Source organism: Duganella qianjiadongensis (genome assembly GCF_009857915.1).
GTDB lineage: Bacteria > Pseudomonadota > Gammaproteobacteria > Burkholderiales > Burkholderiaceae_D > Rugamonas > Rugamonas qianjiadongensis.
In genome coordinates, this window is the sequence record NZ_WWCM01000024.1 from 14,033 (window position 1) to 33,285 (window position 19,253).

The 19,253-nt window shown below is 62.5% G+C and carries 15 protein-coding genes and 1 pseudogene; 10 read left to right on the top strand and 6 right to left on the bottom strand.

All coding sequences use genetic code 11. The features are described 5' to 3' along the window. Positions 1-9: 9 nt before the first annotated feature. Positions 10-819, top strand: a complete 810-nt coding sequence (locus GTP27_RS21340) for an OmpA family protein (protein WP_161041121.1) — start codon at positions 10-12, stop codon at positions 817-819. Positions 820-827: 8 nt separating this feature from the next. Here the strand turns inward: GTP27_RS21340 and icmH are convergent, their stop codons facing one another. Beyond that, positions 828-1,610 carry a type IVB secretion system protein IcmH/DotU gene (icmH, locus tag GTP27_RS21345; protein ID WP_161041122.1) on the bottom strand — a complete coding sequence of 261 codons (783 nt, stop codon included), beginning with the start codon at positions 1,608-1,610 and terminating at the stop codon, positions 828-830. 198 nt (positions 1,611-1,808) lie between these two features. On the opposite strand from icmH, the gene GTP27_RS21350 reads away from it, so the two are divergent. The 8 genes and pseudogenes from GTP27_RS21350 to GTP27_RS21385 all read left to right on the top strand — a co-directional run bounded on the left by GTP27_RS21350 (position 1,809) and on the right by GTP27_RS21385 (position 10,943). Next, positions 1,809-2,411: a hypothetical protein gene (locus GTP27_RS21350; RefSeq protein WP_161041123.1), complete on the top strand. Its 603-nt coding sequence runs from the start codon at positions 1,809-1,811 to the stop codon at positions 2,409-2,411. A 35-nt stretch (positions 2,412-2,446) separates the two neighbouring features. After that, on the top strand, positions 2,447-2,947 hold the full coding sequence (gene tssB, locus GTP27_RS21355) for a type VI secretion system contractile sheath small subunit (protein WP_161041124.1): 501 nt from the start codon (positions 2,447-2,449) through the stop codon (positions 2,945-2,947). Positions 2,948-2,957: 10 nt separating this feature from the next. After that, positions 2,958-4,442 (top strand): type VI secretion system contractile sheath large subunit, encoded by a 1,485-nt coding sequence (tssC, locus tag GTP27_RS21360; protein WP_202416987.1) that lies wholly within the window; start codon positions 2,958-2,960, stop codon positions 4,440-4,442. A 31-nt stretch (positions 4,443-4,473) separates the two neighbouring features. Continuing rightward, a complete protein-coding gene (locus tag GTP27_RS21365; RefSeq protein WP_161041126.1) occupies positions 4,474-4,965 on the top strand; it encodes an Hcp family type VI secretion system effector in 492 nt (163 codons plus the stop codon). A 102-nt stretch (positions 4,966-5,067) separates the two neighbouring features. Then, positions 5,068-7,705, top strand: a pseudogene (gene tssH / locus GTP27_RS21370) (type VI secretion system ATPase TssH). Positions 7,706-7,717: 12 nt separating this feature from the next. Beyond that, positions 7,718-8,581, top strand: a complete 864-nt coding sequence (gene tssA, locus GTP27_RS21375; protein ID WP_161041127.1) for a type VI secretion system protein TssA — start codon at positions 7,718-7,720, stop codon at positions 8,579-8,581. Positions 8,582-8,649: 68 nt separating this feature from the next. After that, positions 8,650-10,239 carry a methyl-accepting chemotaxis protein gene (locus GTP27_RS21380; protein WP_161041128.1) on the top strand — a complete coding sequence of 530 codons (1,590 nt, stop codon included), beginning with the start codon at positions 8,650-8,652 and terminating at the stop codon, positions 10,237-10,239. An 11-nt stretch (positions 10,240-10,250) separates the two neighbouring features. Further along, the gene (locus tag GTP27_RS21385) at positions 10,251-10,943 is read left to right on the top strand and encodes a tRNA-uridine aminocarboxypropyltransferase (protein WP_161041129.1); all 693 of its coding nucleotides are present in this window, start codon (positions 10,251-10,253) and stop codon (positions 10,941-10,943) included. Here GTP27_RS21385 and GTP27_RS21390 read toward each other — a convergent pair. From GTP27_RS21390 to GTP27_RS21400, 3 genes are read right to left on the bottom strand one after another with little or no spacing between them, the layout of a single operon-like run. Beyond that, positions 10,926-13,811, bottom strand: a complete 2,886-nt coding sequence (locus GTP27_RS21390) for an Hsp70 family protein (RefSeq protein ID WP_161041130.1) — start codon at positions 13,809-13,811, stop codon at positions 10,926-10,928. The genes GTP27_RS21385 and GTP27_RS21390 overlap by 18 nt on opposite strands. After that, entirely contained in the window at positions 13,808-15,667 is a 1,860-nt protein-coding gene (locus tag GTP27_RS21395) for an Hsp70 family protein (RefSeq protein ID WP_161041161.1), read from the bottom strand. The genes GTP27_RS21390 and GTP27_RS21395 overlap by 4 nt, the downstream gene beginning before the upstream one ends. Before the next feature lie 5 nt (positions 15,668-15,672). Continuing rightward, positions 15,673-16,272 carry a DUF2760 domain-containing protein gene (locus tag GTP27_RS21400; RefSeq protein WP_161041131.1) on the bottom strand — a complete coding sequence of 200 codons (600 nt, stop codon included), beginning with the start codon at positions 16,270-16,272 and terminating at the stop codon, positions 15,673-15,675. Positions 16,273-16,521: 249 nt separating this feature from the next. Between GTP27_RS21400 and GTP27_RS21405 the strand changes: the two genes are divergently transcribed. Beyond that, positions 16,522-17,682 (top strand): PA0069 family radical SAM protein, encoded by a 1,161-nt coding sequence (locus GTP27_RS21405; RefSeq protein ID WP_161041132.1) that lies wholly within the window; start codon positions 16,522-16,524, stop codon positions 17,680-17,682. A gap of 53 nt (positions 17,683-17,735) precedes the next feature. Here the strand turns inward: GTP27_RS21405 and GTP27_RS21410 are convergent, their stop codons facing one another. Together GTP27_RS21410 and GTP27_RS21415 are read right to left on the bottom strand one after the other, a co-directional pair. Then, positions 17,736-18,308 (bottom strand): gamma-glutamylcyclotransferase, encoded by a 573-nt coding sequence (locus GTP27_RS21410; protein WP_161041133.1) that lies wholly within the window; start codon positions 18,306-18,308, stop codon positions 17,736-17,738. 7 nt (positions 18,309-18,315) lie between these two features. Beyond that, a complete protein-coding gene (locus tag GTP27_RS21415; protein WP_161041134.1) occupies positions 18,316-19,230 on the bottom strand; it encodes a LysR family transcriptional regulator in 915 nt (304 codons plus the stop codon). Positions 19,231-19,253 lie beyond the last annotated feature (23 nt).

Sequence of the window (19,253 nt, forward strand, 5' to 3'; positions counted from 1 at the left end):
AGTTCCCTCATGCCGACCTGCCGCAGTCTGTTTCCGCCGGTAGCCTTGCTGATTGCCGCACTAGCGCCGCAAGCTCCAGCTCAAGTGCCAACGCCAGTGCCAGTGCCAGTGCCTTCATCTGCCGGTGCAGCAAAGGTCGTCGTTCAGGGAGCCGTGCCGGACGAAGCTAGCAAGGCTGCCCTGCTGGCACGTCTGCGCGAACTGTATGGTGCGGAGCGGGTCGTGGATCAGCTGGCCGTCGCCAGCGTAGCCATGCCTGCTAACTGGCATGGCTACGTACAGAAGCTGATACAGCCCAACCTGAAGCTGGTCAGCAAGGGCGAACTGCGTATCGAGGGGAATAATGTCAGCCTGCGCGGCGAAGTGGCGAACGAAGCCCAGCGGCAGCAGCTGGCCAGCGATATGGCGGCGAGCCTGAATCCTACCTACACGTTCAGCAATGGACTGCGCGTGCATGCTGCCGAGCAGTCGCTGCTCGATGCAACGCTGGCGCGCCGCATTATCGAGTTCGAGAGCGGTAAGGCTGCACTGGCCGATTCAGGCAAACACATACTGGATGAGATGGCGCTGGCGCTACTCAAAGTGAATGGCAAGATGGTGGAAGTCATAGGCCATACCGACAATGTCGGTGTGCGCGAACGGAATCTGGCTTTGAGTCTGGCGCGGGCCGAGGCAGTGCGCGCGTATCTGGGGGAGAAGGGCATACCGCAGGCGCAGATACAGGTGGCTGGTCAGGGACCGGACCGGCCAGTTGCCGACAATGGCAGCGCCGACGGGCGGGCGCGTAACCGCCGTATCGAGTTCCGCGTTATGCCTTAGCGCTACGGTTATGGCAGGCTGATACTGACCCAGGCCGGGCGTGGCGGCAGTTTGACCAGATCATGGTAGCCGGCCAGCGTCTCCTGCGTATTGTGCCGTAGTGAGGCGGCTAGCCAGCCAAAGCTGCCCACAGCCACTAGCGCAAAAATGGCGCAGGCAGACCAGATAGGCGTGTGGCTGCGTAGCTTGTTGACGATCTGGTCGGGCCGCTGTGCCTGTGGCGCAAAGCCTTTGCTCTTGCCCTGCAAGCTGGCGATTTCTTCGCCCAGACGTGCAGTCAGATAGGCCAGCTTGTCCTGACCGTCGAGCGCGTAGCGCCCCTTGAAGCCGATGAGTAGGCACATCTGGAACACCTGCAGGGCTGCCAGCCGCGCCACGCCGCCGGAGCGTAGCACTTCCAGCCTATCGAAGAAGTGTTCGCCAGCAAGCTGGTCGCCAAAAATGGCCAGTTGCAGGGGGCGGCGCTCCCAGCCCGCGCGCAGAGCAAAGTCCGAGCCGAGGATGATTTCATCGAGCGCTGCGCAGTAAGCGTATTTGGCAGCCTCGATGTCTTCGCTCTGTGCACGGAGTTTGCGTGCATCGCGGTCGAAATCCGCAAGCAGGGCCGTAATGCTATTGAAGAACTGGGTATCTTCAGGTGGCGTGCTGCCGTTCTTCAGCATGTACAGCAGGTAGAACCCGTCGGCCAGCAGATCGACCAGTGTCTGGCTATGCCCGTAGCCGGGCTGCTGCTGGCGGCGCTGGCCGCCCATCAGCGTAGGAATGGCGCGCCTCTCTACTTGTAGGTTCATGCTGCTATCTCCCTGATGATATTGGTATGCCTGCTGGTCTGCGCCGCAAGCCGTATTAGAGGCTATCGATGCAACGGCATGCTTGTGGTCGCGCAAACTTCTTTCGTAGATGCATTTACTTGCGTATGCGCAATGGTCTGCTGGAGCGTTCATGAATAATGGCTTCCTCCCAGTCTGATGACGCGAAAGGAGCGAATCATGTCTATCTTGCGTAATGGGCGGCCTATGCTGGCGCTGGCAGTGCTGCTGTCGGCGTGTGCGACAGATGGCGCATTGGTCCGCAGTGACAGGCTGCAGCCCGTCAATCTGGAACGCAGCCTGGCGGAAGCCGATACGGCGCTGGTGGCGGGCCGCAACGAGCAGGCGCAGGAGCTTCTGAAAAATGCCGCTGCCGCCTATCCGGCGGATAAAGCACCGTGGCTACGTCTGGCGCAATTCAAATTCGATCGGGCCAGTTACGGCGAGGCCATCATGGCTGCGCTGGAAGCCCTGCAGCGTGACCCGGCCGATAAGCTGGGCAACAGCATCGTGGCGGTGAGCGGCTTGCGCCTGTCGACCAAAGCACTGGCTGATCTGAGCCAGCAGAACAATCTGAACGGCTCCTTGCGATCGGAAGCGTCCGATCTGGCACGGCTGCTGCGCGCCAGTCTGGGCGAGGAGGTGCTGGTGCCTAACGCCGCTACTCCGCCGCGCAAATCCCTAGCCGGCGGGGCTCCCGTACGCAAAGCCACGGCCACACCGCCGGGGGCCAAAACGGCGACCCAGAGCAGCAGTAATGATCCTTTCAGCGGCTTGAAGTAAGCGACCGATAGCAGTGCATTTGACAGGAGGCTGGCATGGCAAATCGCGACAGTGTGCAGAAGCGTCTGACCAAGGTGCGTCCGCCGAGGGTGCAGATGACCTATGACGTGGAGATAGGCGACGCAATCGAAAACAAGGAGCTGCCCTTTGTACTGGGCGTGGTAGGCGATTTTGGCGGCAACTCGGTACAGGAGGCTAGACGGCTCAAGGATCGCCAGTTTGTCGCCATCGACAGCGACAACTTTGACGAGGTGCTGGGCGCCATCGAACCGGTAGCGGAGTTCGCCGTGCCTAACGAGCTGGCGGGCGACGACAGCAGCTTTAACGTGGCGCTGCATTTCAAGGCCATGGCGGACTTCCGTCCCGAGTCGGTGGTGCGTCAGGTCGAGCCGCTGAACCGCTTGCTGGATGCGCGCAACAAGCTGGCGGACTTGCGCAACAAGCTGGCCGGAAACGACAAGCTGGAAGATTTGCTGAACGAAGTCCTGCGCAACACCGACCAGCTAGGTGCGCTGGTTCAACCACGGGGGAAGTGAGATGACGACTATGCCAGCACAGCTAGCAGTAGACGATTTCGCCGAGACGCCGGAAGCAACCAGCCTGCTTGACCGGATAGTTGAACAGAGCAAGGTCGCGCAGTCCGGCGCCGAACATGAACGCGCCAAGGACATCATTGCGGAACTGGTGCAGCAGGTGCTCGACGGTACGGTGATGGTGTCGAATAATCTCTCCGCAATGCTCGATGTGCGGCTGGCCGAGATCGACCGGCTGATCTCCGCACAGGTCAGCGCCATCATGCACGCTCCGGCCTTCAAGAAGCTGGAGCAAAGCTGGACGGGGCTGCAGTATCTGGTGAAGAACGCGAGTTCGGGGCAGGGCGTCAAGGTACGCATGCTCAATGCCAGCAAACGCGAACTGGTGAAGGACTTTCGCAGTGCGCTGGAATTCGACCAGAGCGCCATGTTCAGCAAAGTCTACGAAGAGGAATTCGGTACCTTTGGCGGCGCCCCGTATGGCGCCCTGATAGGCGACTTCGAAATCAGCCGGCAGCCCGAGGACATGTATTTCATCGAGCAGATGTCGCATGTGGCGGCGGCCGCCCATGCGCCGTTTATCAGCGCCGCATCGCCGGAACTTTTCGGGCTGGAGAGCTACGGCGATCTGGCGCGTCCGCGTGATCTGGCCAAGGTGTTTGATACGGTGGAATATGCCAAGTGGAAGGCCTTCCGCGAATCCGAAGATGCGCGCTATGTTGGCTTGACCCTGCCGCGGTTTCTCGGCCGTCTGCCGTATAACCCGCTCGATGGCACGACGGTGGAGGGCTTTAATTTTGTCGAGGAGGTCGATGGCAGCGATCACCAGAAATACCTGTGGTGTAACGCCGCCTATGCTTTCGGCGCGCGGCTGACCCAGGCGTTCGACGAATTCGGCTGGTGCGCGGCGATCCGCGGCGTGGAAGGGGGCGGGCTGGTGGACGATCTGCCTACCCACACCTTCAAGACGGATCAGGGCGATGTGGCCCTGAAGTGCCCAACTGAAGTGGCGATTACCGACCGGCGCGAAAAGGAGCTGAGCGATCTGGGATTTATCTCGCTGGTGCATTGCAAGAATACCGCCTATGCCGCTTTCTTTGGTGCCCAGTCGGCGCAGAAGGCCAGGCGCTACAGCTCCGATGCTGCCAATGCCAATGCGGTGCTGTCCGCGCAGCTGCAATACATCTTTGCCGTTTCACGCATCGCGCATTACATGAAGGCCATGATGCGCGACAAAATCGGCAGCTTTGCTGCCGCGTCGAACGTGGAAGATTATCTCAACCGCTGGCTGATGAAGTATGTGCTGCTTGATGACGGTGCTACCCAGGAGCAGAAGGCCCAGTTCCCCCTGCGCGAAGCCTCGGTGCAAGTGCACGAAGTGGCCGGACGGCCCGGTGTGTACCGCGCCGTCTCCTTCCTGCGGCCGCATTTCCAGCTGGATGAATTATCCGTATCCCTCCGTCTGGTCGCGGAGCTGCCGCAATCGACCAGTAAGTGATCATTCCCCCAACCTGAGAACGGAGCGTGCCATGGCAATTGATGTCTATCTGAGCATTGACGGGATTAAAGGTGAATCCAGCGACGACCGCCACAAGGACTGGATCGAGTGCCGCTCGGTCAGCTTTGGTGTGGAGCAGCCTAAATCGGCGACGGCATCCACTGGTGGTGGCCACACGGCGGAACGTTGCGAACATCGCGATATCGTTATTTCCAAGCTGGCCGATCTGGCCACGCCGGTGCTGCTACAGACCTGCGCAGCCGGACGCACCATACCGAAAGCGAAGCTTGAGTTCATGCGCGCGGACGGGCAGGGCGAGCGCGTCAAGTATTTCGAGATCGAGATAGAGAATGTGCTGATCGGCGCCGTTTCGCCGGCGGTGGATGAAGGCGACATTCTGGCGGAAGAAGTGGCTCTCAAATTCTCCAAGATAAAGTGGAAATACACCCAGCAGAAGATAGGCGGTGGTGCAGGCGGCAACGCTTCCGGCGGTTGGGATCTATCGGCCAATCGTATCGTCTAGGGCCAGCTGCGCCCATGTGCGCAGCGCAGCTGGCCGGTTGCGCTGCGTTGTTCATCTGCGGGCACGGTAGCGGCCTGCTGTCCATCATGCGGAGAACCAGGCATGGAATTCAATCTGAAGACGTTGGTAGCCAAGCTTAATCCGGCAACGCGCAATGCGTTCAGCCGAGCGGCTGGCATCTGCGTGAGCATGGGGCAGTTCGAAGTCGAGGTAGAACACCTGCTGCTAGCCTTGCTGGAGCAGCCTGCATGCGATGTATGCCTGATCCTGCAACGCTGCGACGTTAGTGCGGCCATGCTGGCGGACGACCTGCAGCGCACCATCAGCCAGCTCAAAGCGGGCAGCACGCGTACGCCGGTGTTCTCGGCGCAGCTGCTGCGGCTGCTGGAACACGGCTGGCTGATCGCTTCGCTGGCCGTGCCCCAGACGGCGCAGATCCGTAGCGGCCACCTGCTGGTGGCGCTGCTGACCGATAGTGTTCTGGCCCAGCTGGCGCAGCGTGCGTCCGGCCAGTTTGCACGGCTGCCCATCAATGAGATCAAGCACCAGATGGAGCGCTACACTAAAGGAACGGATGAAGCTGGGGCGACCGATCGTGTGCTGGCGCAGCCCACAGACGATGGCACAGCACAGATCTCCTTGCCGTCTTCTACGCCAGCGCTCGATCAATACACGGTGTGCCTGACACGGCAGGCCGGTGACGGCAAGCTGGACCCTGTGATCGGGCGCGAACAGGAAATTCGCCAGCTGATCGATATTCTGATGCGGCGACGCCAGAACAATCCTATCCTGACTGGCGATGCAGGGGTGGGCAAGACTGCAGTGTTGGAAGGGCTGGCTTTACGCATTGCGGCAGGCGACGTGCCGGAGGTGTTGCGCAAGGTGGCTATTCATACGCTCGATCTTGGTCTGTTGCAGGCCGGCGCCAGGCGTCAAAGGGGAATTCGAAAGCCGCTTGCAGCAGGTGATGGATGACGTCAAGCGCAGCCCGCACGGCATCATCCTGTTCATCGATGAAGCCCATGCCATGATAGGCGCCGGTGGCACGGCAGGGCAGAACGATGCTGCCAATCTGCTCAAACCTGCGCTGGCACGGGGGGAGTTGCGCACGATTGCAGCAACCACCTGGAGCGAGTACAAGAAATACTTCGAAAAGGACGCCGCACTAGCAAGGCGTTTTCAGGTCGTCAAAGTCGAGGAGCCCGACGAGGTGGTCGCTGCTGCCATGCTGCGTGCCATGACCCCGCTGATGGAGCAGCACTTCGGCGTGCGCGTGCGCGACGAGGCGGTGACGGAGGCGGTACGGCTATCGCATCGCTACATCATCGGCCGGCAGTTGCCCGATAAAGCCGTTAGTGTGCTCGATACGGCCTGTGCGCGGGTGGCGCTGGCCCACAGCGTGGCGCCCGCGCAGCTGGAGGATAGTCGTGCACACATCGCCAGACTTGAGGCTGAAGTGACAGCTTTGCGTGATGGCGAAGAAGCTTGCTCCGGCACGGACCGGATTGCGGTTCTGGAGCAGCAGCTTCAGGCTTTGCGCGCGGAGGCCGCTGCCGTCGAGCAGCGCTGGCAGCAGGAGCAGATGCTGGTGGCGGCGCTGCTGCGCGCGCGCGCCGGTCATGCTGAAGAAGGTGGCATGCCTGCCGATGCGGCTAGCTCTGGCAGTGCCGAAGCAGTCCGGCTACGCAATGAACTGAAACAGCTGCAGGGTGATGCACCGCTGGTGCCGCTGGAGGTGGATGTTGCCGCAGTGGCGGCCATCATCTCCGGCTGGACCGGGATACCGCTGGGACGTATGGTGCAGGATGATCTGCGCATCGTGCTGCACCTGCAGGAAGCCCTCGAGCGGCGCATACTTGGCCAGTCCGCTGCGATGGCAGCGGTGGCCCAGCGTGTACGCACCGCGCGCGCGCGGCTGGATGACCCGGTCAAGCCGCAGGGCGTGTTTCTGTTCGCCGGCCCATCCGGTGTGGGCAAGACCGAGACCGCTCTGGCGCTGGCCGATCTGCTGTATGGTGGCGAGCGCAAGCTCATCACCATCAATATGAGCGAATATCAGGAGGGGCATAGCGTGGCGGGCCTGAAAGGTGCCCCGCCGGGCTATGTAGGCTATGGACAGGGCGGTGTACTGACCGAAGCGGTGCGGCGCAATCCTTACAGCGTGGTGCTGCTCGACGAAATCGAAAAAGCCCATCCTGATGTGATCGAACTGTTCTATCAGGTGTTTGACCGAGGTGTGATGGAGGATGCCGAAGGGCGCGAGATCGACTTCCGCAACTGCCTGATCATCGCCACGTCCAATCTGGGGTCGGCGGCCATCATGCAGGCCTGCCTGAATCAGACGCCACCACCAGTGGCGGAACTGGAGCAGCTATTGCTGCCGCATCTGATACGTCACTTCAAGCCTGCGTTCATAGGCCGCCTGAAAGTAGTACCATTCTATCCCGTGAGTGACGGCATTCTCGCCCAGATTATCGCCATAAAACTGGGACAGATCGCGCAGCGTCTGCGCGATCAGCATGGTGCGGAATTGAGCTACGAGCCTGCCGTGATCGCAGCGGTGCTGCAGCGCTGTAGCGAGGTCGATGCCGGTGCCCGCAATGTGGACCATATCCTCAACGGTACGCTGCTGCCGGAGATCGCCGGCGCCGTACTGCAGCGCATGAGCGAGGCGGTGGCTATCGAGCACATCAAGGTCGGCATCAGCCGCCAGGGTCAGTTTAAATACTCCTTCAAATAAGGCAGTCCCGTCATGCTGAATATTCCCCAGCTATTGCAGCCGGTGAGTCCGGAACAGCCATGCGGCAGCGATCTGACCTATAGTGCCGACATGGATCAGATAGCCCATGCCCGCCAGCAGGATGATCCGGCGCTGGATCAGGGAGTGTGGGTGACCGCGCTGAAGCAGGCAGACTGGCCGCTGGTCGTGAGCCGTTGTGCCGTGCTGATCGAAACGCGCAGCAAGGATTTGCGGCTTGCAGTCTGGCTGGCCGAGGCGCTGGCGCTGACTCAGGGGCCGCGCGGGCTGGGCGACGGCCTGGCCGTACTGGCGGGGCTGTGCGAGCAGTACTGGGATGGCCTGTTCCCGCTCGGGGAGGAGGGCGATTACGATCAGCGCATCGGTAATTTGCGCTGGCTGGTGAACCGCACGCCGGCCATGCTGCAGCAGTGGCAGCAAGCCCACGGTACGGTGCTGCATGCCGATGCCGAATATTGCACCGCCATGCTGCAGCAACTGAATCAGGTGTGCGATGCCCGTCTGGGTATGGACGGCCCCAGTTTTGCGGCAGCGCGCGACGCCTTGCTGGCCTTAGCGCTACATGGCCAGGAACGCGCTGCCCGACCTATCGCCGCGGCAGTTCAGGATGGTGTGGCAGTTGAAAAGCCAGCAGGTGTTGCCGGGTCGATACAATCTCGTCAACAGGCGCTGAGCGAATTGCGCCGCGTGGCGGCCTATTTCCGCGCCACGGAACCGCATAGTCCGGTGGCTTATCTGGCCGATAAGGCTGCTAACTGGGGCGAAATGCCTTTGCATAGCTGGCTGCGCGAAGTAATCACGGATGGCGGCCAGTTATCGCAGCTCGAAACCATGCTGGGCGTACTCGCCACAGGCTAGCGAAATGATTCGGAGTTGCCAAGAAATAATGCTAGGATTAAAACACAGATTATTTCGTTGAGGCACTCATGAATAATTTCAAGATCGGGACCCGTCTGGGCATAGGCTTCGCGCTGGTGCTATTTCTGCTGGTGGCGATGACGGTGGTGGGGCTGGTGCGTCTCAGTAACGCCAGCGCCATGACCGAAGACATGATCAATGTACGCATCCGCGACGAGCGCATGATTGCAGACTGGGGCAAGATCATCGAAGTCAATGCGGCCCGTACCATGGGCGCAGTCATGGCCGCCGACCCGGCCGACCAGAAAACGCTGGAAGCACTGATGGCTGATTCCTCCTCGGCAGCTACACGGATACAGGACGAAATCGGCAAAAACATCGATGATCCTGATCTGAAATCCCTGTTCGAGCAATTGCTGGTGGCCCGCAAGACCTATACCGATATCCGCAAATCCGTGTTTGCCGCCAAGGCCGGTGGCGATCTGGAAGGCGCCAGAAAACTGCACGCAACCGAAATGACCCGCAGCCGCACTGTATATCTGCAGGCGCTGAAAAAATTTGCCGACCGCCAGAGCGAGGAGCTGGACGAGGCAGCGGCTGAAATCAAGAGCCAGTACACTAGCGGACGCATGATGCTCATTACGCTAGGCGTCGCCGCTATCGTACTGGGGGTGACGGCTGCGTGGTGGATTTCCCGTTCGATTACAGAGCCGATCAATTACGCCGTCAAGGTGGCGGAGACAGTGTCCTCGGGCGATCTGACCAGCGATATTCAGGTGCAGAGCGAGGACGAGGCAGGCAAGTTAATGCACGCGCTGAAAACCATGAACGGCAATCTGGTCAACATCGTCGGGCAGGTGCGTAACGGCACCGAGCTGATTGCCAGCGCGTCCAGTGAAATCGCTACCGGCAATCTCGATCTGTCGTCACGTACCGAGCAGCAAGCCAGTTCGCTGGAGGAGACCGCATCGTCGATGGAACAGCTGACATCGACCGTACGCTTCAATGCCGAGCATGCCCGTGAAGCCAACCAGCTGGCCAACGCGGCTTCCGAAATCGCCAGCCGCGGCGGTGCCGTGGTGGGCGAAGTGGTGCATACTATGGGCGCGATTAACGAATCCTCGCGCAAGATTGTCGACATTATTTCGGTGATCGACGGGATCGCATTCCAGACCAATATTCTGGCCCTCAATGCAGCGGTGGAAGCGGCGCGTGCCGGCGAACAGGGGCGCGGTTTCGCCGTCGTGGCCTCGGAAGTGCGCACGCTGGCGCAGCGCTCGGCAGCAGCGGCCAAGGACATCAAGATACTCATCGACGACTCGGTGCAGAATGTGGCGCGCGGTTCCGATCTGGTCGATAAAGCCGGTGAGACCATGCACGAGATCGTGGAGAGCATAGGCAAGGTCACTATCATCATGAGCCAGATCAGCAATGCCAGCGAAGAGCAAAGTCTGGGAATTGCGCAGGTTAATGATGCCATCACCCAGATGGATCAGGTGACGCAGCAGAATGCCGCACTGGTGGAAGAGGCCGCAGCGGCGGCCGAATCGCTGCAGGAACAGACCGACAAGCTCAATGAGCTGGTGGCGGTATTTAAACTCGATGCTGCCCAGGTGCGGCTGGACTCGCAACGCACACCGGCTTTGCGCTTGCAGTAAGATAGCGGGTTATGAATACCCGAAGTGGCGATGCGGCGCGCCCCATCGCCGCGCCCGTACCTGTTAGTCCTGCTTCTGGCCTGCCGGCGCGTAGTGTGTGCATCACCTGTTTGCGTCCGCAGCGCAGCTGTATCTGCCAGTGGATACGTCCGCATACACCACAGGTCGAAGTGCTGATACTGCAGCACCCGCTGGAAGTCCAGCAGGCCAAGGGCAGCGCGCGCCTGCTGCATCTGAGTCTGGCGGCCAGCCAGCTGGTGGTCGGTGAAAAGTTCGAGCCAGCGCAGCTGGCGGCGCTACTGGCTGGCCCGCGCCATAACATTCTGCTGTATCCCGACACGCCGGCGCAGCAGGCGCTGGGCATGGCGCCGGCGCAGCCGCTGGATGCGGCGTGGCTGCTGCAGCCGCAGGCGCTGCGTCTGATCGTACTCGATGGTACCTGGCGCAAGAGCCGCAAGATGCTATATCTGAATCCGCCGCTGCAAAGTCTGCCGCGTCTGCCGCTTAAAGCGACCCCGCCTTCGCATTACCTGATCCGCAAAGCCCATCTGCCCGACCAGCTTTCCACGCTGGAGGCAACCGTGTATGCGCTGGCACAGCTGGAGCAGGCGCCGCAGCGCTACGACGCGCTGATTGCCGCCTTCGATGGCTTTGTAGCGCAGCAGGCGGCGTTTGTGCCGCCCCGTTCAGGCGATCAGTTTTAGTCCGGGCGGCAGGGCGTCACCGAGCAGGCGTTTTTCGTCGGCCTGATCGAGCTGCACCACTGCGCGCACCATGGCGCTCCAGCTGGCAGGAGCGCCGATGCCGCTCAGCCGGCGCAGAATGTCGGCACGCAGCGTGTCGTCGATGTCGCGCGTGCGGTCGCCCGTCATGCGCGCCAGATGGGCGGCGGCATAAGCTGCAGCCTCCTGCTTTTTCCAGTCCAGCTGCTGTATCTGCGCCAGCCATTCGGTGACGATGCCGGTGTCCACCACGTCGTGGGCGCTGCCGTGGAAAGGCTGGCGCGCGCCCACTCGGCTCAGGCCCCACAGGAAGCGCGCCATCACGGCTTCTGTTCTGGCGGCCTCCTGGGTGGCGCTGCGGCTGCCGCTGGCGGCACGCTTGGCGGCGCTGCGGCCCAGCGCCTGCAGCCGGCCCATCATCCATGCGCCGATTTCGGCCTTGTAGTTGCCCGGTATGCGTTCCAGTGTAGCGCCAAGGCGCAGCATGTCTTCTTCGCTGCCGTTGACCAGCGTGACGGGACGGCGGCCACGTTCCGTTTCATCGGCCTGTACGTTGAAGGCGAAATCATCGAGCACGCGCAGCTGCATGGTCACATCGAGGCCACCGGCCACGCGGCGCCACAGGGTCCACCATTCGGCACAGGCCTGCGCATCCTTGTGGTGCTGGATGCCGGTTTCGTACATGGCCCACAGCTGTTCTATGCGCCACGCGTCGAGCGGCGCGCCAAAGCCCGGACGCAGGCAGTAGCCGCTCAGGTTGAGCCAGACCCGTTCGTGATCAGCCGAGCGGCGGCGCCCCTTGGCCCGTTCCAGCAAGGCGTCGAACAGGCGGCGCAGCAGGGCGGTAGGCCAGCTTTCGCGGCTGCCCAGCAGCTGTTCCAGCTGGCTGCGCAACTGGCGCACTTCCCTGAGTTCTACCTGCTGGGCCTTAGTGCCGAAAATCCGCTCTAGCTTGTCGATGGCGGCGGCAAAGCCCGCTGGCATGGGCGCTTCGGCGGGTGCCGCGCTGTCGTCCGCATCGACGCTGGCACCGTCGTCGCGCAGCTGGAACTCCAGCAACCAGCGCTGGCCGCTTTCCTGCGCCACGCAGTGCATTTCCAGCGTGCCCACTTCACTCAGGGTAGTGGCCAGCTGGACGGCGATTTCCTTGCGCGTGTCGGCCTGCGCATCGCGCAGCACTGTGGCTAGCGGGGGCAGTTCCACATAATCGTCGGGGTCTAGCTGTATCAGTTCGCCCGCCTGCGGAATGTGCTCCGCACCGCTGCTGGCGGCGAGGTGGAAGCGCACCGGGCGGCCAAGACGCAGTGCAAAACTGCGCTCGTCTAACAGCACTTCGCTATTCTCGGCACTGCCTTGCGGCAGCAGGCAGACGGCGCGGCGCGGCTGGCCGGTCCCGCTGCCATCATCGAGCAGCAAGTAGTAGCTACGCGCCGAACCTCCACCGATGACGGGTGCCTGTCCCGCCTGACCAAGTGCGTAGGCCACGCCGCCACGGGCCACGGCCACGTCGGGATTGTCGTTGTGGAGTAGCGTGAGCGGCTGGCCACGCCATGCCGCCAGTACCTCGGCCAGCCTGCGGGCGAGGGCGGGCGCACGGAAGACACCGCCGTTCAGCAGCAAGGTGTCCGGCACGGGAATGCTGTTGTCGTCTGCTGCCAGACCTAGCGCAGCGCGTGCTGCCGCGGCATGCTGGCGCAGGAAGGTGGCCAGATGGCGGGTGATGGCAGCATCGCTGGCGTAGGGCAGGCCGAATTCGGTGAGCGCTCCGCGGCCGCGCCGTGCCACTTCGCGTTCTGCGTTGAGGGGGAAGAAGCCATCCACCACCAGCGCCTGCACTTCTGCGCGGGAGAGTTGCGCCGAGCGGCTGCCGCCTATCAGTCTGGAGCCACTGCCCAGCAGGGTGACCGTGGTGTGGTCGGGGGCGTCGTCGGACAGCAGCAGTTCCTTGGCTGCCCGGCAGCGTTCTGCCAGCTGCGCCAGTTTGCTGGCGGACAGGCGTACGGCAGGTGTGTCGCTGCCTTGATGGAGACGCTGCTCGACCAGATGGGCCAGCGCCAGATCCATATTGTCGCCGCCGAGGATCAGGTGCTTGCCTACGCCGATACGCTCGATGACAGGCTGTCCGTCCTGCAGTGCCACTTTCATCAGGCTAAAGTCAGTGGTGCCGCCGCCCACATCGGCCACCAGTACCAGACGGGTGCAGGCCAGATCGCTGGCAAGGCAGGCCCGCTGGCGGTACAGCCAGTCGTAGAAGGCGGCCTGTGGTTCTTCCAGCAGGCGTAGTTGCGGCAGGCCAGCCATTTTTGCCGCCTGCAGCGTGAGTGCGCGCGCTGCCTCGTCGAACGAGGCAGGAATGGTCAGGACGATTTGCTGCTGCTCCAGCGGCAGATCCGGATGGCGCGTATTCCATGCGCTGCGCAGGTGCGCCAGATAAGAGGCGCTGGCAGCGACAGGCGAGACTTTGGCAACGTCGGCCTCGGCACCCCACGGCAGAATAGCAGCACTGCGGTCGACTTGCGGGTGCGATAGCCAGCTCTTGGCACTGGCTACCACACGGCCCGGAACCTGTGCGCCTAGCTGGCGCGCCAGTTGGCCGACGACGACCTGTTCAAGGCCAGCTACATCCTGCGCCGGCCACGGCAGCTGCAAGGCGCTGGCGGCCAGTTCACCCTGGGCCGGATGGTAGCGCAGCGAAGGCAGCAGAGTAGCGCTGCCGATCTCGCCTGCTGCAGTCAGCTGTTCGATCTCGAACAGGCGGATCGCGCTGCTGCCTGCCAGCGCATACGCCAGCACCGTGTTGGTGGTGCCCAGATCGATGCTGACGATGGCTGGCTGATGGGCTGACTTCATGCTGCGCCGGATGCTCCCGAACGGACATCGAATTCCACCTTCCAGCGCTGGCCATCGCTGGCCACGGCCAGCAGCTCCAGCGTGCCCGATTCGGTGGCCATGGCATGCAGGCGTACCTGCACCACTTCGCCAGCCTGACGGCCTTCGGGCGACAGATCGGCCTGAATCTCGTTTAGCTCCAGCAGCTGGTCAGGGCCCCAGAAGTCCAGCAGATCGCCGATCTGGTCCTGCCGGCGCACGGAGGAGCCGAAGAAGCGGAATTGCACCGGCTCGCCCACCACCAGACCGAATTCCTGCTGCGGCAGTTCCACCTCGCTGCCTTCTTCCATGCCGAACGGCGCCACGCACAGCGCCTGTATTGGCGGTTCCATGCCGGGGATGGCCGGCATCGACGATTCGATGGCAACGTAGTAGGAGCGCGCCGTGCCGCCACGGATGCGCACCCCGGCACCGCGCCGCACATAGCTGTAGTAGGCGGCGCCGCGTGCTACTGCCAGATCGAGGTCGGCGCCGGCCAGCATGCGGGCCGGTTCGGCGCCTTCCATGTAGAGCCAGTCGTTGATGGTGGCCATGACGCGCTGGGCCAGCAGTTCGGACTTGAACACGCCACCGTTAAACAGCACGGCGGTAGGATGCAGGAAGCTGGCGTCGGCAGGCTGTTTGCCCGCATAGCCTTGCAGCTCGCTGGTTGCGCCCAGCTGGCGCGCGAGGAAGGCGGCCAGATGGCGGGTGATGCCGGCATCCTGCGCATAGGGCAGACCAAGCTGGGTCAGGCCGGCGCGCGTACGCACGGCCGGACGGGCCGATGCTTCTACCTGCGGGAAGAAGCCGTCGAGGATGAAGGTGGTGACTTCGGCGCGGGTCAGCTCGGTGCGGATAGAACCGCCGATCAGCTTGGAGCCACGGCTAGGCACGACGATAGGGTAGCTTTCCACGCTGGCATCGGCCAGCAGCTTTTCCTTGGCGCTGCGGCAGCCATAGGTCAGGGCGCGCATCTGCCAGGCATCGAGCTGGGTGCCGCTGGCGGCCAGCTTGCGCGCCACCAGATGGGCCAGCGCCAGATCCATATTGTCGCCACCGAGCAGTATGTGGTCGCCCACGGCGATGCGGTGCGGTTCCAGCACGCCATCGCGTTCCAGCACGGCGATCAGCGAAAAGTCGCTGGTGCCGCCGCCCACGTCCACCACGAGGATGATGTCGCCCGGTTTGACTTCCTTGCGCCAGCGGCCTTCGCTGCCCTGTATCCAGCTGTACAGCGCGGCCTGCGGTTCTTCCAGCAGGGTGAGGTTGGTGTAGCCGGCGGCGCGGGCTGCATCGGCCGTCAGCTCGCGTGCGCCCGGATCGAACGATGCAGGTATCGTCACGGTGACAGCCTGTTCGCCAAATGGCGCTTCCGGGTGGGCCTGTTCCCAGGCCTGACGCAGGTGCGACAGGTAGCGGGTGGAAGCTTCCAGCGGCGAGACGCGCTGCACTTCTTCCGGCGCGTCGGCCGGCAGGATGGCGGCACGGCGGTCCACGCCCGCGTGGCACAGCCAGCTCTTGGCGCTGGAAACCAGACGGATAGGCGTGGTGGCGCCACGGCTGCGCGCCATTTCACCGGCCACGCTATTTTGTTCATGGGCCGGTGCGGCCCACGGCAGCGTGGTGTCGCCGGCAGCCAGTTCATCGGCGTGCGGCAGATACAGGAAGGAGGGCAGCAGCGGCAGTTCTTCCACCGTACCCGGTGCCGTCACCTGCGGGATAGCCAGCACGGATTGCCGGGTCTTTTCGCCTTCGCTGGCCTGCAGGTCAACGTAGGACAGCGCGCTATGCGTGGTGCCGAGGTCGATGCCGATGGCGTAGCGGGCCTTGTTCATCTCGCTCATAACTCCACCTCGGCCGGTGCCAGGATGCTGGCGTCATGGGCTTCGGCCAGCTTGGGCAGACGCACGCTGGTGGCGCGCCAGCCGCGGTGGCTGAGGGCGCCGCGGAACGGTGCGCTGCCAACCACGTTGCCGGTCAGGCGTACGGTGGCGGCGTCGAAGCCGGCTTCCAGCACGATGCGGCTGCCTTCGGATTCGCTACGTACCGGCTCTATGCTGAAGTGCTCGCGCAGGACTTTGTTACAGCCTTCATGTACCACGCGGGCAGCGGCGCCGATGTCGGCGTCGGAGTAGGCGGCCAGATTTTCCTGCGTGAAGTCGATCAGGCGGGCTTCGCGCTGCAACAGTGTCAGCAGCTGCAGGGCGGCGTCTGGCGTGGTTTCGCGCAACACGATAGGGGCTGGGGCAGGCACAGGCGCTGGTGCAGGTGCTGGGGCGGAAACAGGGGCCGTTACTGGTACAGAAACGGGTACAGAAACGGGGGCGCGGTCGATATCGCGCAGGCGGGCCGCGTAGTCAGCATCGGACAGGGCACGGAAAAAGGCGCCGATAGCGATGGAAATCCGGCTGGCGAAGGACGGCTGGGCTTGAGTGTTCATGATTGGGCTCACATAGGTAATCTTGCGTGGGGGCGCGCGGTGCGCTGGGATCAACCTTACCCCCGGAGGCCAGCATGATACCAGCTTGGCTCTGGCCTCCCAAGAAGGCGGGCGCGCACGCTTGATTTTTCACTTGATGTAGCCGGTCCATACGCCTAAAATACTGTATAAATTCACAGTATTTAATTGAAGTCTGCTTGCCGTTTTCTGTTTTCCGTTTAACGCTTACATCACTGCATAAGCTACGCCATGTCCCACGATGAAAATAACCAGTCGCAGGTGATGCTGCCTCCGCCTACGCTCAAGGGGCGGAAGGGGCGGGGCGCCGTAACGAATCTGCAAGGCCGCTTCGAGCGGCAGTTGCGCGAATCGTATGATGATGGCTGGGAGCAGGAAGACGATGGTGTAGCTGCGCCAGCATGGAAAACGCAGGTGACGGATGAGTACTGCAAATCTATCCTGAGCCGCAATGTGTCGCCGGACCTGCCGTTCAGTGTTTCGCTGAATCCTTACCGTGGCTGCGAACATGGCTGTATCTATTGTTATGCCCGGCCTACCCACAGTTATCTTGGTCTATCACCCGGCATGGATTTCGAGAGCAAGATATTCGCCAAGGTGAATGCGCCGGAGATGCTGCGGCGTGAACTGGCCAAACCCGGCTATGAACCGCAGTCGATAGCGCTGGGCGTGAATACGGATGCTTACCAACCATGCGAGCGGGAGCGCAAACTGACGCGGCGGGTGCTGGAAGTGCTGCAGGAATGCCAGCATCCGGTTGGACTGATTACCAAATCGGCCCTGATCGAGCGCGATATCGATATTCTGGCGCCCATGGCGGCCAGACAGCAGGCGGCCGTGGCCATTACGCTCACCACGCTAGACCCCGCGCTGGCCCGTACGCTGGAACCACGTGCTGCGGCACCAGCCCGGCGCTTGCGCACTATCCGCACGCTGACCGAGGCGGGCATACCGGTCGCGGTCAGTATAGCGCCCATCATCCCGTTTGTGACGGAGCCGGAAATCGAGCAGCTACTGGAGGCGGTGCGCGCGGCAGGGGCACTGAGTGCGCACTACACGGTGCTGCGTCTGCCGTGGGAAGTAGCGCCCTTGTTCCAGCAGTGGCTGCAAGCGCATTTCCCTGATCGAGCCCAGCGAGTGATGAACCGTGTGCGCGATCTGCGCGGCGGCAAGGATTACGACAGCAACTTTTGCGCGCGCATGCGGGGCGAGGGCGTATGGGCAGACATGATACGGCAGCGTTTCAAGATCGCCAGCGCAAGGCTGGGGCTGGGCGGGCACAGTAGCCGGTTTCACGCCATGGACACTAGCCAGTTCACGCGGCCTCTGGTGGTGCAGCCTTTAGGTGCGCGAGCGCGGTCTGCGGATACGGGGCAACTCGATCTGTTCTAGGTCTAGCGGGGTAGGCGTGGCAGCGCAAACGGGGCTGGCGTTTGCGCCATGGCTCATCCAGCTTTACTAAAGTCGGCCAGATGCTGTTCTATGGCGAACACATGAGGATCGCTCTGGCCCATGTCGCGCAGGGCGTGGGCCAGCAGGTTCAGATAGTCGGCATTGGGGCCGCTGGGGCCGGCCGAGCCTGCAATGTGGCGGGCGATTTCCTGTTCGCTGGCGGCGCCGAGGTAGGCAGCGTTATCGGGCATGGCGATATACACCAGCCCTTGTGCGCTGTGGCCATCGGCAAAGGTGATGGCCGTGGCAAGGCGCAGATAGCCGTTTTTTTCGCGGTGGTCGAGGTGGGCAAAGACTTCCGGCGTAATCAGATAGGCCATACCGTGGCAGATGGCGCCCGCATGTTCTATCAGCGTCACCACACGTCCCGGTGCCTCCGGCGTGCCACGGTGGTCATGCGAGCCTTGCCAGAAACGCCGCGTCCAGCCGCTAATGCTGGCGGGGCGCCGTTCCAGATAGGGGAAGTCGGCCTTGTAGATGAGGGAGCCGTAGCCGAACAGCCAGACACTGTGGTGACCGTCGAAGTCGTCCATCTGCTGGTTGATGGCGATAGTGTTTGCAGTCATGTCGATTTCAGCCTTGCGGCACATTCCATTCATGGGCGGCGGCGAACTCCTGCAGGAAGCTGACAAAACTCTCGGCAGCAGGCGACAGCGCCCGGGCGTTACGGGTGTAGACGAAGAAGCGGCGCGTCAGCGCAGGCGATTCCAGCGTGCGCATGCGCAGGCCATACAGCTGCACCATCTTTTCTGCATACGGCAGGCAGACGGTAATGCCCAGCCGCGCGTGCACCATGGCTAGCGCCGTCGTCATGAACGTCACTTCATTGTAGGGCGTGATGGACTGTTCGCGGAAGGAAGCGTGCATGTCGCGCAACAGCCGCTCCGTAAACTGACCCTGTAGCGAGATCATCGGGTAGTCGATCACGTCGGTCCAGGTGATGCGTTCCAGCAGGTCGAGCGGGTGGTCGGGCGGGAATACCACGACAAACGGCATTTCGAATAGCTGCTGGGCTTCGATTTCCGTGGCCGCGTCGCGCTCGGGGCCGATGCCGAAGTCGGTTTCGCCGCTGAATACCCGCGCCGCCACCTGTTCCACCGGACTGTCGGCCAGCAGCACCTGTACGTCAGGGTAGCGCGCGCGGTAGGCAGCGATCACTTCCGGTAGTAGAGTACAGGACAGCATCTGCGGCGCAGCGATCCGCACCGAGCCCTGTTTGAGCGCGCGCCGCTTGGCAATGTCGCCCATGGCACGGTCCAGATCCTGCAGGATTTTGTCGAACAGGGGCGTCAGTTCCCGGCCCAGTTCCGACAGCTGTGCTTTGCGGGTAGTGCGTTCGACCACCCGCACGCCCAGCAGCTGTTCCAGTTCCTTGATCTGGCCGCTGAGCGCCGACTGGGTCACGTTCAGGTGCTCGGCGGCCAGCGTGAAGCTGCCCGTCTTGGCAACGGCGACGAGGGCGCGCATCTGGCGTAAATTGGGATTCATCGGAAAATCTGATAAATAAGGTG

Excerpts from the sequence above, each read along its gene's own strand:
- GTP27_RS21340 (WP_161041121.1), top strand. The coding sequence starts at position 10 with ATGCCGACCTGCCGCAGTCTGTTTCCGCCGGTAGCCTTGCTGATTGCC.
- icmH (WP_161041122.1), bottom strand. The coding sequence starts at position 1,610 with ATGAACCTACAAGTAGAGAGGCGCGCCATTCCTACGCTGATGGGCGGC.
- GTP27_RS21350 (WP_161041123.1), top strand. The coding sequence starts at position 1,809 with ATGTCTATCTTGCGTAATGGGCGGCCTATGCTGGCGCTGGCAGTGCTG.
- tssB (WP_161041124.1), top strand. The coding sequence starts at position 2,447 with ATGGCAAATCGCGACAGTGTGCAGAAGCGTCTGACCAAGGTGCGTCCG.
- tssC (WP_202416987.1), top strand. The coding sequence starts at position 2,958 with ATGCCAGCACAGCTAGCAGTAGACGATTTCGCCGAGACGCCGGAAGCA.
- GTP27_RS21365 (WP_161041126.1), top strand. The coding sequence starts at position 4,474 with ATGGCAATTGATGTCTATCTGAGCATTGACGGGATTAAAGGTGAATCC.
- tssA (WP_161041127.1), top strand. The coding sequence starts at position 7,718 with ATGCTGAATATTCCCCAGCTATTGCAGCCGGTGAGTCCGGAACAGCCA.
- GTP27_RS21380 (WP_161041128.1), top strand. The coding sequence starts at position 8,650 with ATGAATAATTTCAAGATCGGGACCCGTCTGGGCATAGGCTTCGCGCTG.
- GTP27_RS21385 (WP_161041129.1), top strand. The coding sequence starts at position 10,251 with ATGAATACCCGAAGTGGCGATGCGGCGCGCCCCATCGCCGCGCCCGTA.
- GTP27_RS21390 (WP_161041130.1), bottom strand. The coding sequence starts at position 13,811 with ATGAAGTCAGCCCATCAGCCAGCCATCGTCAGCATCGATCTGGGCACC.
- GTP27_RS21395 (WP_161041161.1), bottom strand. The coding sequence starts at position 15,667 with ATGAACAAGGCCCGCTACGCCATCGGCATCGACCTCGGCACCACGCAT.
- GTP27_RS21400 (WP_161041131.1), bottom strand. The coding sequence starts at position 16,272 with ATGAACACTCAAGCCCAGCCGTCCTTCGCCAGCCGGATTTCCATCGCT.
- GTP27_RS21405 (WP_161041132.1), top strand. The coding sequence starts at position 16,522 with ATGTCCCACGATGAAAATAACCAGTCGCAGGTGATGCTGCCTCCGCCT.
- GTP27_RS21410 (WP_161041133.1), bottom strand. The coding sequence starts at position 18,308 with ATGACTGCAAACACTATCGCCATCAACCAGCAGATGGACGACTTCGAC.
- GTP27_RS21415 (WP_161041134.1), bottom strand. The coding sequence starts at position 19,230 with ATGAATCCCAATTTACGCCAGATGCGCGCCCTCGTCGCCGTTGCCAAG.